A 16,283-nucleotide genomic window follows, 5' to 3' on the forward strand; every position below is an offset into this window, starting at 1 on the left:
AAAGCATAGGTGACATGTCACGCAATGCCAACGGCGGCGCGCCGGTGCCCGAGGGCGGGTGGCTCGACGGCGAACAGCAACGGGCCTGGCTGGCGTACATCCGGGTTCAGCTGCGGCTGACCTACGAGATGAATCGCCAGCTGCAGTCCGACAGCGACCTGTCCCTGCCGGATTACGACGTCCTGACGGCCCTGAGCGTCGCCGACGGGGGCCCGATGCCGATCACGGTGCTGGCCGCGCAGATCGGCTGGGAGCGCAGCCGGGTCTCGCACCACGTGCGGCGGATGACCAAGCGGGAACTGGTGAGCTGCAGCCTGTCTGCGAACGACCGGCGCGTGACCGAGGTGAGTCTGACCCAACACGGCCGGACGGTACTCGAGGCCGCGGCTCTGGGACACGTGGAACTCGTGCGTCGCCTGTTCTTCGACGGCTTGCCGCACGAGCTTGTCGGGCCGCTCAGCCAGGCGCTGGAGAGCGTCTACGCAAACATAATCGCGCAGGGCACACTGCCGCCGCCGGTGGACTGGCACCCGCGCGGGGCGAGTGACCGGCCTTGACTTAGTACTGCAACGGTGCTTCCGCTGACTACTGGCCAGGTCGGTCATGGGTAGGGGGGCCTTGCTGATGCCAGGTAATGGGTGGGTGAACTGACCGCTTTGCACGAGCGGTTCGTGCACCGTTTCGACAGGTCGGAGCCGCGTGAATCGGCTCTTGCCCACATGCGGGGGCTGATTGCTCCGCTGGAGCGCGAGAACGGCTGGACGCCGGCCGAGGAGGCCGGTCATGACAGTCCGGACCGTATCCAGCGGATGCTGGACAGGATCGAGTGGGACGCCGACAAGGTCCTCGACGATGTGCGTGACTACGTCGTGGAACACCTCGGAGACCGGGATGCCGTCCTGATCGTCGGCGACACCGGCTTCCTGAAGAACGGCGTCCGGTCGGCCGGGGTGCAAAGGCAGCACTCCGGTACCGCCGGACCCGCGCACCACAAGAAGGGAACGAAGCGCCGGCGAACGACCGACGATGGCCGTGATCACGGCACGGAATGAGCTGCTGTCAGCCGATGTCCCAAGATGCCAGGCCTGTGTTGCAGTGCAAGCAGCGGAAGAGATAGGCGGTCGGCTCGCCGGCCCGGTCCAGTCCCCGCAGGAACCGTTCGGTTTCTGCCGGCGACCAGCCGTAACGCTGATGATCTTCATGGAGCATCGCGAGGGCCTCTGGGTGGGCCTCAAGCTCGCGATACCCGGCAGGGCCGAGAAAGGCCGCGCCATCGCCACAGTGGTACAGCCAGGCCTCCTGCTGCCAACCCGCAAAGCCGGGAGTGCGTCAGGTGATCTCTTCGACGACCGACAGAGGCACGTCGTCGGGGACGTCGACGGCATCGCTGAACACCGCAGCCATGTCGGAGTTCTTATCGCCTCCGGCTGAGACGCTCAGGGCACGAGACGCTGCCCCGGAGTGGATGCAGTGAAGGCACAGGGAATCAGGTTGCCGACCGTAGACAGGGCCTTGATAGCGGATCTGTCGATCCACGCCACAAACACTGCAGACATGGTCGGTGCGCAACGCGGACCCGGAAGCCAGCGGATCGGGGTGGTATCGAAAGGTCGGCTCTGCCACGGGACCATCATCCCAACCAGAAACCGGCACCGCGAAGCTGGTAACCGTCTGCCACAGGCCACGATGTAGCGCAGCAACCCCCCACACGAAGACCAGAGGTTAGACGGCAAGGTAAGAGGTTGTCTCACGTGGCAAGTTTCGCGAGCTTCTTGTAGCAGGTCAGGGCGGCGGTCACGGCCTGGCCTCGGCTCTGCCAGTCGTTGCGGACCACGTACAGGATCTTGAGACCACGAGCAGCCCATGGCAGGCTCATGCCGCATGATCGATGAGTTCGCGAAAGACAGCCTGCACGGGAGACTGCGGCGGGACCGCAAGGCGCTGCTCTGGAAACTCGACGGCTTGTCCGAATACGACGCCCGCCGACCTTTGACAGCGACCGGGACCAACCTCCTCGGCCTGGTCAAACACGTGGCCACCGTCGAGGCCAGGTACTTCGGCGAGGTCTTCGACCGCCCTTCCCCGGAACCGCTGCCCCGGTGGCAGGACTCCAACGGCAGCGATCATTGGGCGGCCCAGGACGAGACCCGCGATCAGATCATCGAATTCTACCGGCGCACGTGGGAACACTCGGACGCGACGATCAACGAGCTTCCCCTCGACGCCCCCGGCCACGTGCCGTGGTGGCCAGAGCCTTATCCCAACACGAATCTGTTCGCCATCATGGTCCATGTCCTCGGCGAGTCCATCCGGCATGCCGGGCACGCCGACATCCTGCGCGAGGGCCTCGACGGCAGGACCGGGGTGCGCGCCGAAAACGAGCAGCAGATCGACGAAGAAGCCCGCGCAGCCTACTGCGCGAAGATCGAGCAGGCCGCCAGGTCGGCCGCACCGATCAAGGCCTAGAGGTCGTCTGACGTGACTTGATGTTCGTGCGGCATGATGCCGGTCGTGGGTGCTGTGCCTTCCACCATATCGGTGTGCTCGTCGACGACTTCGATGCGGCCATGGCAACCGCGTCGGCGGGCGGTGCCACCGCGAGGTGGAGTGCTGATGTGCCGAACGGGATGCGGGTCAGCTATCTGAGCGTGCCTTTGCTCGGTCACTATGTCGAGTTCGTGTACTACGGCGGCGACAGCGGCCAATTTCTCGAGGGGCTGCGCGAGCCGCGTGCCCGAGCATCGATACACCGCTCTTCCAGCGAACCAGAAAGCGAGTGCTGGTGACGTCGACGAACAGCAGGTCCGCTTCGAGGTTCAGCAGGTTGGTGACCCCGTCGAAGACCTGCTTCGCCAGATCGCCCTTCACCTCGTGCAGCCAACTGATCGAGGCCTTCTCGGCCTGAAGCTCTGGCGAGCGGCCTCCACAAGGGTAATCCTCTGGACGAGCACAGTCAGGACCGCCTTGATCGTCCACTCCCCCGCTCCACTCGCCATCTCGGCTGTCAGTCGGTTCCGGCATACTCCGCGGCATGTCGACTGCCGATATCACCCTCGACGAGTGGCTCCAGTTCGACCAGAAGGCGGCCGCAGCCAGCGCCGAGGCAACCGCTCGAGAGGTGGGCGGTGCCGTCGTGTCCGTCCACGTCCACAAGTACGCCCGACGAACCGCCTACAACGCGATCGTCGAGGTCGGCGGGAGACCATTTGCCTTCGTCCCCGGCGGAGACACCCAGCTCGGCTTCGACCCCGAATCCTGGACACCGACCGACGAAGAGGTTCTGTCCTACCTCGGTAGCCACCGGGCGTTGGACCCGTTTCCCGAGTACGCCGACCACGAGTCGGATGACCGTGCTGAGGCCCGCGCCCGCCACACCGACAACACCGTCGAGGAGATCCGCGCGCACATCGCCGCGATCACCTCGCGCCCCCGTACTGCGCATGTGAAGGCGTTCCTCGCTGCTACGCACGCTGATGAGGCCGGCGTGAGTGAGGCTCCCCTCGACCACCCGATCATCACCGCGCTCATCCAGCGGTGGAAGCCGGGATTCCAGGAACCCATCGACGATCTCATCCTGCCCGAAACCGATACGGCAACCCACGGTCGCGTCCGCTTCGACCCAGACGGAAACCCCACTTCGGCGTCGCTCACGGCCCACACCACCTACGACACGATCACCGATGAGCTGGCACGGACCGGCCGACGCCTGCCCACTCCCAACGAATGGGAACACGCCTACGCGTTCGGCGCACGAAGCCTGTTCCCCTGGGGCGACCGTATGCCGACCCGATGGCTCGAGGACGACAACACCTTGGTCATGCCCGACTGCGTCCCCGTTGTCGCGGCATCGCCGATGCTGTCAGGACTGCACATGGCTCAGAACTCCTACAAGTGGGAGCTGACCGCCGACCCGCGCGAAGTCCGTGGCGCCGACGGCGGAGGCACCGAATGCGGCGGCGAACCCTGGTTCGCCAAATGGTTGATTCCGGCGAACTCCTATCGCGACCCCGAACAGGGCGACTTCGTCGCGAAGCGCCCCCATACCCGCGGCACCCTCGTCAGGCCTGTCATTCCGCTGAACTGATGGCGGTAGTCGGCCGGCACCGAACGAAGTCTGGTCTTGTTCGCAGAAGTCTGCAGCCGATGCCCGCCTCGACGAAGACAAGCCGTGCCGGCGGACAAACTCACCACGGCGAGCCTCCTCACCCAACGGCACGACGTTGTCCAAATCTGCTTGTACGACTTCCGGCCCGTCACCGGCCGTCGGGGCTGACGAACACGGGGCGCGGCGAAGCCGAACTGAGGCGACTCCTGCGGGGCAACAAGGCGCTATCAGGCAATCACCCGGAGGAGGTACCCCAACCCACACGAGTGATCGAACACAGCATCACGGACCGCCACGCACGACCACATAAGGGGAGGGCACGGTATTCGAATTCAAGTTCCAGATTTCGTCCTCCTCCACCCGTTACAGCGACACCGAAACCCCCGTTACCCGATCACTCGTCCGCATCTTGCTCCGAGGAGTCCCCATGCATCTCGTACGCCGTCCTGCGTTGGTTCATCCCGCGTTCGAAGAGACCGCCGCCTCCTCGGGCACCAGCCCTCTCTCCGCCCCGGCCGCAACTCCCTGCTCGCCGACGGGTCACGACCGATCACGACGTGTCTGGCATGACGCAACCCACTCGTCTCCCGTCCGCTCTCGCCCCCTGGGTGCCGAGCGTGCCGGCCGCTTGGACGGTGTGTGGGAAGCCTCGCACCACCGCGTCAACTCCACGGGCTTGGAAAGGCCCCCGCCAACCTGCCGTCCCTGCACCGCCGCGATCTTCCACATGCTCACCCACGGCCCGTCCCACCGGGCACTGAACTGGTCTACGGGAGGCTCCAGGTGAAGAGGTTCTTCGGCCCGGTCACGATGGTCGACCCGCAGGTCTCCGACGCCGAACATGAGCTGTTCGGCGGACCCCTGCGCTACGACATGGGTTGGTCCACGCACGAGCACTCGACCTTGGACTTGACCATGATGTCCGCGCTGCGTTCCATGCCCGCGCTCGTCGGCGCCACGCTGCGCATGGCGTGGCAGGCGGACCGGCGTGCCCTGCTCTCCGTCGGAGTCAGCGAGATCGGCCAGGGCATCGCCGCAGCAGCCGGCCTGCTCGCCGTCAACGCCGTCATGCACGCGCTGCTCGCCGCAACCGGCAGCGCCGCCGAACGGCTGCATGCCCTGTTACCCGGCCTGCTGGCCGCCGCCGGCATCGGCGTCGTCAACTCCGCCCTGTCGGCGTGGTCCACCTCCCGGGCCGGGCGCCTGGAGCCCAAGGTCGAGCGGATCGCCACCACCCAGTACCTGGCCGCCGCAGCGGGCGTCGAACTGGAAGCCATCGACGACCCCGACTTCCGGCGGCTCGTGGACATCGCACAGCACGGCCCCGGCTCGGCCCGCCGCATGATCAGCGCCTGCGTAGCCGCGCTGAACGGACTCATCTCCCTGGTCACCACCGCCGGCGTCCTTCTCGTTCTGCACCCCGTGCTGCTGCCCCTGCTGATTCTCATCGCCGCCCCGCGCGGCTGGGGCGCCATGCGGGTTGCCCAGGAACGGTATGTGTCGGTGATGAGCTGGATCGAGCACGTGCGGGCCAGCCGCCTGATCGGCAATCTGCTCACCGAACGCACCGCCGCCCAGGAGGTCCGCCTGCACGCCGTCGGCGCCTTCCTCCTCAGCCGCTACGAGCGCATGGCGGAGAGCGCCGAGGCCGAACAAGAACGCCTCGCCTCCAGCAAAGCCCTGACCGAGTGGGTAGCCTCCGCACTGTCCGGACTGGCGATGGCCGCAACGTACGGGGCCATGTTCTGGCTGATCCTGGCCGGTCATATGAGCCTCGCCGTCGCGGGGACCGCTGTCATCGCCGTGCGTACCGGCTCGGCGAGCCTGGGCGCCCTGGTCATGAACATCAACCAGCTGCACGAGGAGAGCCTCTACGTCCGCGATCACGGCCGGTTCCTCACCCAGGCCGCCCAGCGGACATTGCCCGCCGGCGGTGCACCTGTACCGGAGCGGGTCAGGGAGATCGTCCTGGACGAGGTCACCTACCGCTATCCCGACCGGGACACCGTGGCCCTGGACAGGGTCTCGCTGACGCTGCCGATGGGGTCGGTCACCGCGGTGGTGGGCGAGAACGGCTCCGGCAAGAGCACCCTGATGAAGATCCTCTCGGGCATGCTGCTGCCCGATACAGGCACTCTGCGCTGGGGCGAGGCGGACCTCACCGGCCTCGACCGCGCTCAGGTCTTCGAGCGCGTCTCCCTGCTCACCCAGGACTTCCAGCGCTGGCCCGTGACCGCCGCGATGAACATTCGCCTCGGTCGCCCCGCTCACCCCGCAACAGATGAGGATCTCGAGCCGTCGGTCGATTACGCAGCCGCCGGTCCCGTGATCACCAAACTCCCCGACGGCCTGCGCAGTCTGCTCGCCCGCATGTTCCGCGGTGCCATCGAACTGTCCGGCGGCGAATGGCAGAAAGTGGGTCTGGCCCGCACGCACTGGCGTAGTTCAACATCGCAGGGGGACGGCATCCTCATCGTGGACGAGCCGACGTCCGCCCTTGATCCCGAAGCCGAGATCGAAGCCTTCGACCGCATCCGCGGCCTGGCCGCGCCGAACCGGGCCGTCGTGCTGGTCACCCACCGCATGTCCGGCGTCCGCCACGCCGACCGCATCTACGTCCTCAACAACGGGCACCTCGCCGAGCACGGCACCCACGACGAACTCATCGCCGCCCGCGGCCGGTACGCAGCCATGTTCGACGCCCAGGCCGCCCAGTACGCCCCGCCCGCGAACATCCCGAACCCTGCTGCGCCCGCCGTCTCGGATCAGGTATGACCCGCTCGACCGAAAGGCCCGCCGTGACCACGCCCCCCACCGCAGGCTTCGCCGGGGCCACCGCCCTGCGCCACCAGCTGGCCGACCGACTCGCGGCTGCCGGACACGTCCGCACCCCCGCGGTCGACCACGCCCTGCGCACCGTGCCGCGGCATGCCTTCGCCCCCGAAGTACCCCTCCCCGCGGCGTACGCCAACGACATCGTCGCCACCCTCCACAGCGACGACGGCCGCATCACCAGCTCCATCTCCGCGCCCTGGCTGCAGGCCGACATGCTCGAAGCCGCCCGCATCCGGCCCGGCCACCGCGTTCTGGAGATCGGCTCCGGCGGCTACAACGCCGCCCTGATCGCCGAACTCGCCGGCCCGACCGGTCACGTCACCACCCTCGACATCGACCCGGCCGTCACCGAACGCGCCACCCGCTTCCTGACACAGGCCGGATACGACCACATTCGCGTGGCCACCGCAGACGCCGAACACCTGCCCACTGACGTGGTTCCCGACGGCGGCTTCGACGCCATCGTCGTCACCGTCGACACCTGGGACCTGCCCTGGATCCACGCCCTCGCCGAGGGCGGCCGTCTCGTCGCCCCGCTGCGCCTGCACCAGTACACCTGGGCCATCGGCTTCACCAAGCGCGACGGAGCCCTGCACAGCGACGAACCGCTCATCGTCTGCGGCTTCGTCGCCATGCAGGGCGACGGCGCCTGCAGCGCAAACCGACGCACCATCCCAGGCGCCGGCGTCCACCTCTCCTGGGAGGACGGCGTCCCTCCGGACGTCGACCACCTCGCGCCCGCATTCACCCGCGAGCCCTCCGTCACCCGCACCCGCATCACCGTTGGTGGACAAGAACCCTTCGACGCCCTCCTCCTCTACCTCGCCGGCGCACTGCCCGGATTCTGCCGCCTCGCCGTCGACCCCGACGACCATGCGGTCCTCAACCCGCCACCCCAGCACAGGCCTGCCGCCGCAATCGTCCGCGGCACCTCCCTGGCTCGGCTGGCCACCGAGCGCATTGGCGACGGAGACGACGGCACCAGTCTGTATGAACTCGTGGTCCACGGTTACGGCTCCCACGGCCACCTCGTCGCGCAGGACATGGCCGAACAGGTCCGGCACTGGCAGCGCAACCACCGCGGCGCCCTCTGCCCCCGCATCACCGCCCACCCGACGGCCGGCCCCACCCCGGTGGCAACAGCCCACCAGCCGCACGTGTTCGACAAGAAACACACCCGCATCACCGTCGACTGGCCGATCGTTCCCGGCACCGCTGCCCTGCTCACCGACGACCAAGGCCGCTACCTGCTCCACCTCCGCTCGGCGAACAAGCCGATCTGGCGCCCAGGGCACTGGGCGCTGCTCGGCGGCAACACCGAGAAGGGCGAGACCTGCGACGAGAGCATCGTCCGTGAACTCGACGAGGAGATCGGGCTTGCCATCTCCGACCTCACCGGCTTCGTCACGCTCGACACCCGCGACGCGGACGGCACCTTCCACAACCGGGTGCGCGTCTACCACGGCACCCTCAACACCCCCGCGCACGAGATCGAACTGCACGAGGGCATCCAGGTGCGCTGGACCCGCATCGACGAGATCGCCGAGATGACCATGGACCCCGGCGCTGCCGCCGTCCTGCACGCCCACCACACCGCGCAACATCCCGTGAGCGGACAGGACCCGCTGCCGGTGCTCGAAGTCCTGGAACCGCGCGACCGACGCAGCCGCAGCATCATCGGCGCCCACCTCGTCCTCATCCGCGACGGCGCCGTCCTCCTGGGCAAACGCCACCCGAGCAGTGCCTTCGCTCCCTCCACCTGGCACCTCCCCGCCGGCCACCGCGAAGACACGGAATCCGCCGTCACCTGCATGGTCCGGGAAACGGAGGAAGAGACCGGACTGCGCATCCCGGAGGACGACCTGGCATTCGTCCACGTTCTCGACCTGCTCGACCCCGACAGCCCGATCCCGCGGATCCAGTTGTTCTTCGCCCCCTCCCGCTGGGAGGGCGAACCCGTCGTACGCGAACCGGAGCACTGCACCGAGTGGCGCTGGTGGCCGCTGGACGCCCTGCCCGAGCCCATCGTCGACTACACCCGCATCGCCCTGGAGGCCATCTCCCGCGGCACCTTCTACGTCTCCATGGGGTGGACCTAACACGGATCCATCACGACCGGCACGCGGCAGCGCCATCGGCCGATCCGCTCCCCCGCCGCCGCGACCACCGCTACCGAGAAGGGCGTGCTTCATGTACACCACACAGGACGAAGAGGACCGCGGCAACGCCGAAGGGGCCCGCACACAGAACGAGGATCAAGCCGCGCCGCGGCAGCATCACTTCCGCCTCATGGGCCGCTACTACGGGCAGGTCGAGTCGGGACGCAAGACGATCGAAGTCCGCGCCGCCACCCAGGAGAAGAAAGCCGTCGAGGTGGGGGACGCCATCGTCTTCCACGACCGGGACAGCGATCGGGAACTCGACATCATCGTGAAGCGGATCACCCCGTACGCCTCCTTCGAGGACCTGCTCAGCGCGGAGGATGCCGCCCGGATCGACCCGGACGGATCACCAGGGGACCTGCTGCCCAGCCTTCGCGGCATCTACCCGACGGCCAAGGAGGCGCTCGGCGCCCTCGCCTTCGAGTTCGACCACCGCCCAGCCAGGCCCGGCCACCCCATGCCGATGACACCCACGCAGTACGCGCAGACCATTCCCCACCACACGGTGTACGGCTGCCTGTACGTACGGGACGAGCAGGACCGGCCGGTCCAGCTGCGCTCGGTCTACGGCTCGCGGCCCTGGCAGTTTCCGGGCGGAAACCTGGATGCCCAAGGAGAGGACCCGCTCCAGACCGCCCGGCGCGAAGCGGTCGAAGAGACCGGTCTGGAACTCGGCCTGGAGACGCCGAGGCTGCTCCTGACGTACTTCCTGCACGCCGGGCTCCGCCTGCCGCTGAACAGGGTGGGTCTCGTCTTCGACGGCGGGCGGCTGACCGCGGACCAGCTCGGCCGGATCCGACTCGATCCCGCCGAACACGACATGTGGGCCGTCCACGACCTCGCCGCCTGGCAGGAGCTGATGGCGCCGCGCGACTTCGCCCGTCTCGACGCCGTCGAACGAGCCCGGCGCGGGGAAGGCCCCGCCTACCTCATCGCGCACACCTGAACCGCAGCACGCCCACCCAGGAGGCATCGTGACCGTCGAGGACATCAACACCCGAGCCTGGAACGTCTACGGCCAGCGCCAACTGGCCCGCGCCTACACGCCGCCCATTCCCGACCAGATGTCCTGGACGCCCTGGGAGGGGGACGGACCGGGAGCTGAAATCCTCGGTGCCATCACCGGCCGCCGCGTCCTGGACATCGGCTCCGGGGCCGGCCACCACGCCGTCCATCTCGCACAGGCTCACGGCGCTCGCGTCACCGGAATCGAACTGTCCCCGACCCAGCACGAACGCGCCGTCTCCACGCACGCGAACGTTGAGGGTGTGGACTTCGCCCAAGGAAATGTGGCCGAGTACCTGGCCGGGGCCGAGCCGTTCGACGCCGCGTACGCGATCGGGACACTGGGGTTCATCGACCCGCACCGTTCGCTGCCGGCGCTGCGCGAAGGACTGCGTCCCGGCGCCCCGTTGATTCTCTCGCTCCTGCACACCGACCTGCACGGCCGCGGTCCGTCCACGGAGGTGGCGCCACGCGAGCAGTTGATCCTGCTGCGCGACGATCCGCCCCTGCCGACCCAGATGTGGGTCCTGGCACCGCAGTTGTGGGAGGACCTTCTCACCGAGTACGGCTTCCGTGTCGAGGCCATCGACCTGCTGCCCCACCCCGACGGGAGCGCCGCTGTAGTCCAGCAGCTCATCCGCGCCCGCCGCCTGCCCGACCGGCCGAAACGGATCTCCAGCCGACCTCGCAGCACCAAAGCGCCAACTCCGCACGCCGCCGTCGGGGTCGGAGCGATCCTCCTCAGCGAGCAGGGCGTCCTGTTGGGCCGACACCGGCACGGCACCCTCGAACTGCCGGGCGGGACCGTGGAAGCCGGGGAATCCTTCGAAGCCGCGGTGATCCGCGAACTCGGCGAGGAGACCGGTCTGATCGCGCGCCCCACCGACGTCAGGCTCCTGGGAACGCTCGTCGACCACATCGAAGGTGTCCTGCGGGTCACCGTCGGCGCGCTCGTCCACGCCTGGCGGGGACAGCCGGCCACGCAGCCGGACGAGAGCGTCGGCGACTGGGCGTGGCACCCCCTCGATCAGCTTCCCGACGGACTGTTCGTGTGCAGCGATCAGATCCTCACCGCATGGCGACCCGACCTGCCCATCGATCACACGTCCGCACACTTCACTCGCTTCGCCCCCGGCACACCGGACACGACGACGACAGAAGCATTGGCGTGACAGCCAGCACAGACTCGAGCCTGTCGTGCGACGCGACCTCGCCTTCCCCCACCCAGAGGAGACATGGTTGAAGATCGTGCTGATGTCTGACCCCTGTGAGTTGTGCCCACGCAGTTGGGAACCGCTGCTCGACCGGACATCCGCCGGCCCAGCCGTCTCGTTTGAACGCCGGTGAGCAGGTCAGGCGGCAACCAGTGAGGCCTGGATGCGGCTGACGGCATGCAGGATCTCGTCCCGGTTCTTCGCCCGCTTGATCCATGCCGGCAGCCGGGCCACCAACGTCATCTTCTGCCCGGTGTCGTACCAGGGCGCTCGTTCCCGCAGCGGTGCCTGGACGAAACGACGGATCAAGTCGAGATGTTCGAGGTTGTACGCCCACAACCACCCGTGCCGGGTCTCAACCTGGAGCCACAATGGCATACCGAAGTACGGATCCGTCGCGGGTTGAGCTGTGCCGGCAGGGAGCGCGACACGACGGCCGCTCCACACTCGAGACAGTCCGCAGCCACGACAGACCAGACGTCGCGGCCTGAACAGGATCCGACACCCGGGATCAGAATCCTCGGGCGCCGGAACGACACGAGCGGCCTTCTCGCAACCAGGACACCGCACGATGATCAAGCTGATGAAGTCGTACTCGGTACTGCGTGGATCCCGGAACCGCGCAGAGAACAAGGCCATGCGGTGAGTATGCAACTGCCTTGCGGAACGGCGCATCCCAATTCGACTGCTCACGCTCAAGCCCGCCATGGCCGGACCGAGGTCTAAGAACAAGCTCAGGATGCCGCTTGACGACTCCGCTGGGCAGGCAACGGTGCTGGGGCAGCGATCGACGCAGGTCTATCCCCAACAGCGTCTTGCCCACCATCCGTCGTCGGGCGAGGCGAAGGGGTCGGGCCAAGTTCTGGCGATGTAGAGGTCGTCGAGCGGTTTCACCAGACGCCGCAGCTCACGCGCCGCCTGCGGCGGAAGAGCGTGCATTGCCGCTTCCAGAACTCCCCGCTCGTCCGTTGTGTAGAAGGGGTTGCACAAAGGGCAACCGCAACCGCCGGAGAGAGCACGACTGGGACGGTGGGCTGTTCGTGACCACTGCTGCAAGGCCTGGGCTATCGCCCCAGGCCAGAGCCGAGCGTGCTCGAGGCGGGAAACCGCTCCGGCAAGCTTGCCGGAGCCACGCGGCAACCCAGGTGTTGGTGTTTCGTGCGTCTGCCGCCTCGGGTGACGTCCGGCGGCGCGAACTCGGGACGGCCGATTACGCGGCATCGTCCTTTCTGCGCTTGTTGTTCACGGGGCCAGCATGCCAGGTCCGGGGGCCGTCTCGCGCCCCGGATTAGGCGTCGGACGGGTCGTCTCGCCAGTGCGCCGGCGCTTGGTTCCTTGCTTGTGGTGCGCGGGTCGGGTGCAGGACTCGCCGGTGGCGAGGACTCGTCCGACGTCGTAGCGCGCTCCAGCCGGATCGCGTCCAGCAACGGTCCACGAGGTCCGGCCGGTCTCCAGCGCCGCGACGATCGAGTACGGCCAGCCGGGGACCATCTGGTGTTGCCCAAGCCCCGGCCGAAGGTATGGCAGAAGGAGCGGTCCGAGGAGGTGTCGGCGTCTGGCCGCAACCACGGCGAGACAGGTAGCCGCCAGCAGCGCGGCAGCGCCCTGCACGAGCAGGCTTCCGTCGTTTGCCGCCTCCAGGAGGAAGCCGGCCTTGCCGGTGGCGTACTGCTCCTCGCTGTCGCTGAAGACGGACGTTCATCACCACGAGGTCACTGTTCCAGCTCCGGACGGCGTCCGGCCGTGCCTCGTCGCCGGCGCCGAATGCGCCGACCTGCGGACCTTCGGTGACCCACGCCGATGTGCCGTCGGCGTGGAAGTGCGCGACATGACGGCTGCGAGACTCCGCGGTCGAGGCGATAAAGCGACGCGGTCCGACGCCGAAGGACCTGAACACGTAGGAGGTGGTGTTGTCGTTGCGGTAGGGAAAGCGCAGGGTTCCGTCACGGGCGTCCTCGAGACCGGTGACCGCGTGTGGGCCACGGGCGCTGGGCGGTACCGAAATCACGACAAGCCCGCGAGGCGCCGGCGCTTCCGGGTCCTCTGCTATGAACGTGATGTCACAGTCGGCCGGCGGTTCCATGCGCCAGGCCAGGGCCTCGCGGTAGTTCTTGCGGAGCTGGTCGGTCAACGGCTCCGGGTTGGCACTGACCAGTATGGACGTGGCCCGGTCCTCCTCCAGACCGAGGATCAGCGTCCCCCGGCCGCGTTGGCCAGGGCAGCGACGTCCTTGGCCAGTTCAGCCTGCCACTCCGGTTTCCGCTCGTACTGCGTGCCCTTGTAGTCCAGGTCCGTGCTCTCCACTGCGTTCGGATTCCGGAGAAGCGTCGGGTACTGGTGCCAGGAGGCCTCACGGGGAGAGGCGCCGAGCAGAGTCTGCAGGCGGGTATCGAACATCCCCCAGACGGCAGTTCCGAACCGTTCGCGCCCGATGATTGACGCGGACGTCCAGCCCGCGATCTTCTCAGTGCTTGACCGAAGTTTCCGGATCGTTGGACACGACTCTGGGCCGCTCTACCGGTGGGACAGACCGGCACCCGCGCACCGCATCAGTTCGGGGGCCAACAGGCTCAGCCCGCCTGCGAGAAGCCTTCGCCCGGCTCCTGATCGCCCGCGTCCTGCCGACCGAACTCGGCACGCGCGGTCTCCAGCAACATCCTCCAGGATGCCACCGTCGGCCGGCGGCGCAGGAGCGCGCGCCTCTCCCGCTCGGTCATCCCACCCCAGATGCCGTGCTCGATGCGGCGGTCGAGGGCGTACGCGAGGCACTCGGTGCGCACCGGACAGCCGGCGCACACGGCTTTCGCCTGGTTCTGGGCCGCTCCCTCGACGAACAGTTCGTCCGGATCAATACGCCGGCAGACCGCCCGCGCACCCCACTCCTGCTCATCCCCGACCACCCCGACGCCGTCCTCTCCCCGGTACGGCCCGCCACACTCCCCCGGGCAGGCACAGTGCCAGAACGCTACGGCAGGCACACGGGTCATGGCACATCGTGGTGCGGCAGCAATCCCTACGGGTGACGGGGACTTGACGACAACCTCACGGAATATTGATGGCGGAGTGCGACGACCGGCTCTCCCTGTTGAGATACCGACCTGGCTGAGTGCTCTTGATCGCCGGCCCCACCTGGTTCAGATCTCTGTGATCGAATGCCGAGCGCGGGCATAGGACCACCTCACCGTGCAGGAGTCCCGCCACAAGCTGGCGAGGGACGTGTGCCACAGCAAGCGCGGCACCAGCCACCAGGCGTACCGCGACGGGATGGAGGACCAACTCGGCGCGCTCGGCCTGGTCCTCTACCGACGGGCCCGGGTCGGTGGTGCGCTCATTGCTGCCGTCAGGAACGTGATCGCCCAGCGCCGGGCCTCCTCGCCCGCCGTCACCGTCGGGCAGCCAGGGGACGGCCGGTGGTAGACCTCGACGCGGTCCACGGCCGTCACGGCGAAGATCCCCCGCATCCGGAACAACAGCTCCTCTGGGGCAAGGCCGGGCAGTGCGCGCGCGAAAGCCGCCAGGTAGCGCTCACGGACCGTGTCCTCTTCCGGGCCGGTCCAGCTGCGCGCCTCCTCGGCCGGGTCGCTGAGGATCGTCACGAACAGCCGGGACGTCCGGGCTCCGCTCTCACTGCCGGCGGGCATCTCGTCGAAGAGCGGCCCTGCGAATGCTTCCACCAGATCGGCGACCGGCGGGTCCGGAGTCCGGGCGAGCAGTTCGTCGAGCCCGGCGCTCTGGGCGGCGGTGATCGGCTCGGTCACGCGGCGGGCGACCGCGGCCAGGAGTTCCGCCTTCGAGCCGAAGTGATAGCCGACGGCCGCCAGGTTCGCTCCGGCAAGGTCGGTGACCGCCCGGACCGAGGTGCCGCTGTAACCGTGCTCGGCGAAGAGGTGTTCCGCTGCGTCGAGGATCTTGGTCCGAGTATTGGGTAGCGCCATGTGCCGTACTATACAGACGTTCGATTGAAACGAACGTTTGACTCAGGGTGGAAGAGGCTGTCATGAAACTGCTCGTGTACGGCGCCGGGGTCTGCGGCAGCCTGTTCTCCGCCCGCCTGCACGAAGCCGGGCTCGACGTCTCGCTCCTCGCCCGGGGCGAGCGCCTGGCCTCCCTCCGCCGGCACGGCGTGCAGCTCGCCGAAGGAGACGGCACTGCCGTCAGGCGGGTACCGGTACCGGTGGTCGAGCACCCGGCAGGCGGGTACGACCTGACCGCCGTCCTCGTGCGCACCCATCAGGTCGACGCGGCGCTGGAGTCGCTCGCCGGCCTCGAAGGCGACGTGCTGTTCCTGCACAACTGGGCGGCCGGCGCGAAGCCGTTGGGCGAGGCGATCGGCCACGAGCGAGTACTGCTCGGCTTCCCCCCGGCTCCGACCGCCGGCACGATGGACGGCGACGTGGTCCGCCCCCGCGCTACCACCTTCATGACCAGCCGGGTCCCGATGCCGATCGGCGAACCCGACGGCCTGACCACCCCGCGACTGGAACGGATCGTCCGGGAGTTCCGCACCGCCGGGATCAACGCCAAGGCCGAGCCGCGGATGGATGCCTGGCTCAAGACACACGCCGCGTTCGAGGTGCCACTCGGGCAGGCGGTGCACGCGGCGGGCGGCCCGGTGGCGCTGGCCGACGACCCCGACGCGGTCCGCGGCATGCTCCACCTCGTACGGCAGAACCTGGCCGCCATGCCGACGTCGCCGGTCCCCCGCGCGTTCGCTGCACTGCAGACCCTGCCGGAAGGGCTGCTCGTGGCCCTGCTGCGTCGCTTCCTGCGCAGCCCGACCGCCGTAAACAGCGGGCTCAGCAACGCCTCCCAGGCAACGGTCGCCGAACTCGGACGGCTGGCCGAACAGATGCGCGCCCATGCGAAGGTCCGGTAGACCAGCGGCGGCAGTAGCTCCTCGGCCGCACCCAGCCGAGTGCGGTCCGGGGACTTCCACCGGACCTCCGGCACCCTTGCCCTCGG

The 16,283-nt window shown here is 68.1% G+C and carries 14 protein-coding genes and 4 pseudogenes; 11 read left to right on the forward strand and 7 right to left on the reverse strand.

The genetic code is table 11. The features are described from left to right. Positions 1-14 precede the first annotated feature (14 nt). Positions 15-557, forward strand: coding sequence for a MarR family winged helix-turn-helix transcriptional regulator (locus ABZ642_RS28265; protein WP_360489250.1), 543 nt, complete (start codon positions 15-17; stop codon positions 555-557). 81 nt (positions 558-638) lie between these two features. Next, positions 639-980: pseudogene (locus ABZ642_RS28270) on the forward strand (transposase); the annotation flags it as partial. Between the two features lie 79 nt (positions 981-1,059). Here the strand turns inward: ABZ642_RS28270 and ABZ642_RS28275 are convergent. Continuing rightward, positions 1,060-1,710, reverse strand: a pseudogene (locus tag ABZ642_RS28275) (CbrC family protein). Between the two features lie 37 nt (positions 1,711-1,747). After that, positions 1,748-1,876, reverse strand: coding sequence for a hypothetical protein (locus ABZ642_RS28280; RefSeq protein WP_360489251.1), 129 nt, complete (start codon positions 1,874-1,876; stop codon positions 1,748-1,750). Positions 1,877-1,881: 5 nt separating this feature from the next. On the opposite strand from ABZ642_RS28280, the gene ABZ642_RS28285 reads away from it, so the two are divergent. The 7 genes from ABZ642_RS28285 to ABZ642_RS28315 all read left to right on the forward strand — a co-directional run bounded on the left by ABZ642_RS28285 (position 1,882) and on the right by ABZ642_RS28315 (position 11,279). After that, positions 1,882-2,466, forward strand: coding sequence for a DinB family protein (locus tag ABZ642_RS28285; RefSeq protein ID WP_360489252.1), 585 nt, complete (start codon positions 1,882-1,884; stop codon positions 2,464-2,466). Positions 2,467-2,540: 74 nt separating this feature from the next. Continuing rightward, a complete protein-coding gene (locus tag ABZ642_RS28290) occupies positions 2,541-2,786 on the forward strand; it encodes a hypothetical protein (RefSeq protein WP_360489253.1) in 246 nt (81 codons plus the stop codon). 245 nt (positions 2,787-3,031) lie between these two features. Continuing rightward, positions 3,032-4,084 (forward strand): hypothetical protein, encoded by a 1,053-nt coding sequence (locus tag ABZ642_RS28295; protein WP_360489254.1) that lies wholly within the window; start codon positions 3,032-3,034, stop codon positions 4,082-4,084. An 831-nt stretch (positions 4,085-4,915) separates the two neighbouring features. Further along, a complete protein-coding gene (locus tag ABZ642_RS28300; protein ID WP_360489376.1) occupies positions 4,916-6,880 on the forward strand; it encodes an ABC transporter ATP-binding protein in 1,965 nt (654 codons plus the stop codon). A 23-nt stretch (positions 6,881-6,903) separates the two neighbouring features. Continuing rightward, the gene (gene fxlM / locus ABZ642_RS28305; RefSeq protein ID WP_360489255.1) at positions 6,904-9,039 is read left to right on the forward strand and encodes a methyltransferase, FxLD system; all 2,136 of its coding nucleotides are present in this window, start codon (positions 6,904-6,906) and stop codon (positions 9,037-9,039) included. 91 nt (positions 9,040-9,130) lie between these two features. Then, a complete protein-coding gene (locus ABZ642_RS28310) occupies positions 9,131-10,048 on the forward strand; it encodes an NUDIX domain-containing protein (protein ID WP_360489256.1) in 918 nt (305 codons plus the stop codon). Positions 10,049-10,076: 28 nt separating this feature from the next. Then, positions 10,077-11,279, forward strand: a complete 1,203-nt coding sequence (locus ABZ642_RS28315; protein WP_360489257.1) for a bifunctional class I SAM-dependent methyltransferase/NUDIX hydrolase — start codon at positions 10,077-10,079, stop codon at positions 11,277-11,279. Between the two features lie 180 nt (positions 11,280-11,459). On the opposite strand, the gene ABZ642_RS28320 is transcribed toward ABZ642_RS28315, so the two are convergent. The 4 genes and pseudogenes from ABZ642_RS28320 to ABZ642_RS28335 form a co-directional block, all read right to left on the reverse strand. Further along, entirely contained in the window at positions 11,460-11,960 is a 501-nt protein-coding gene (locus ABZ642_RS28320; RefSeq protein WP_360489258.1) for a hypothetical protein, read from the reverse strand. Positions 11,961-12,749: 789 nt separating this feature from the next. Further along, positions 12,750-12,904, reverse strand: a pseudogene (locus ABZ642_RS28325) (transposase); the annotation flags it as partial. Between the two features lie 607 nt (positions 12,905-13,511). Then, positions 13,512-13,718, reverse strand: a complete 207-nt coding sequence (locus ABZ642_RS28330) for a hypothetical protein (protein WP_360489259.1) — start codon at positions 13,716-13,718, stop codon at positions 13,512-13,514. A 173-nt stretch (positions 13,719-13,891) separates the two neighbouring features. After that, a complete protein-coding gene (locus ABZ642_RS28335) occupies positions 13,892-14,221 on the reverse strand; it encodes a WhiB family transcriptional regulator (RefSeq protein ID WP_360489260.1) in 330 nt (109 codons plus the stop codon). A 277-nt stretch (positions 14,222-14,498) separates the two neighbouring features. On the opposite strand from ABZ642_RS28335, the pseudogene ABZ642_RS28340 reads away from it, so the two are divergent. After that, positions 14,499-14,621, forward strand: a pseudogene (locus tag ABZ642_RS28340) (Tn3 family transposase); the annotation flags it as partial. Here the strand turns inward: ABZ642_RS28340 and ABZ642_RS28345 are convergent. Further along, complete coding sequence (locus tag ABZ642_RS28345) at positions 14,621-15,256, reverse strand: TetR family transcriptional regulator (RefSeq protein ID WP_360489261.1); 636 nt, start codon at positions 15,254-15,256, stop codon at positions 14,621-14,623. The pseudogene ABZ642_RS28340 and the gene ABZ642_RS28345 overlap by 1 nt on opposite strands. Before the next feature lie 62 nt (positions 15,257-15,318). Here ABZ642_RS28345 and ABZ642_RS28350 point away from each other — a divergent pair, with 62 nt between their 5' ends. After that, on the forward strand, positions 15,319-16,197 hold the full coding sequence (locus ABZ642_RS28350; protein ID WP_360489262.1) for a 2-dehydropantoate 2-reductase N-terminal domain-containing protein: 879 nt from the start codon (positions 15,319-15,321) through the stop codon (positions 16,195-16,197). The last annotated feature ends 86 nt before the right edge of the window (positions 16,198-16,283 follow it).

Origin of the sequence: Streptomyces sp. NPDC007157 (assembly GCF_040634235.1) — a bacterium.
Classification (GTDB): domain Bacteria; phylum Actinomycetota; class Actinomycetes; order Streptomycetales; family Streptomycetaceae; genus Streptomyces.